Annotated in this window: 1 protein-coding gene; it reads right to left on the bottom strand. The window is 71.6% G+C overall.

The features are described 5' to 3' along the window. A partial coding sequence (locus N864_RS23265) for a transposase family protein (protein ID WP_162164577.1) occupies positions 1 to 278 on the bottom strand: 278 nt, incomplete at both ends.

The raw sequence follows: 278 nt of genomic DNA on the forward strand, positions 1-278 counted from the left end.
TCCCGATCCGCCTCAACCCGGCGAACCGATCATGCAGCCGCTCGGTGTCGGCCCAGACCCGGGCGATGATCGACCCCACCGTGCGCCACGCGATCCGCATCAACTCGGTGACCGCGCTCTTGGAGGTCTGCGTGACCAGCCACGCCACCTGCTCATCGAACTCGTACGTGTGCCCCGCACCGTGCCGGGCCCACGGCACCGCCGCCACCGTCGGCCCGTGCTCGCGGCACTCCACCCGCGGGGCATCGGCCTCCAACACCACCTGCACCGTGCCCAGG

Source organism: Intrasporangium chromatireducens Q5-1 (assembly GCF_000576575.1).
GTDB classification, from domain to species: Bacteria; Actinomycetota; Actinomycetes; order Actinomycetales; family Dermatophilaceae; genus Intrasporangium_A; species Intrasporangium_A chromatireducens.